Source organism: Pantoea sp. GbtcB22 (genome assembly GCF_019091025.1).
Lineage (GTDB): Bacteria > Pseudomonadota > Gammaproteobacteria > Enterobacterales > Enterobacteriaceae > Pantoea > Pantoea leporis.
In genome coordinates this window covers 1-230 of sequence record NZ_JAGXKB010001035.1, presented here as the reverse complement: position 1 = coordinate 230, position 230 = coordinate 1, and the positions used below count along the sequence as shown (strand labels likewise).

General features: G+C 59.1%; 1 pseudogene. It reads right to left on the bottom strand.

What is annotated here, in order from left to right:
• Positions 1–230, bottom strand: a pseudogene (locus KVT28_RS27425) (sorbosone dehydrogenase family protein); the annotation flags it as partial.

Here is a 230-nt window from a genome sequence, read left to right as displayed (position 1 = left end):
CCCGGCAGTTCGGTCACTTCCACCGGGGGGGTGCGGCTCTCGGGTTGCCCGGTTTCATACGGGTATTTCACCAGGCTATCGGCGTTCGCCACATACCGCGTGTTGCCCACCAGCTGCATACCAAACGGCGCCGTCAGGTTGGCGATAAAGCGATGTTGCTCCCATTTGTCGTTAACATTACGCAGCAAGGTAATGCGATTACCGCCCTCACCGCCCTTGCCAGTCGCTTT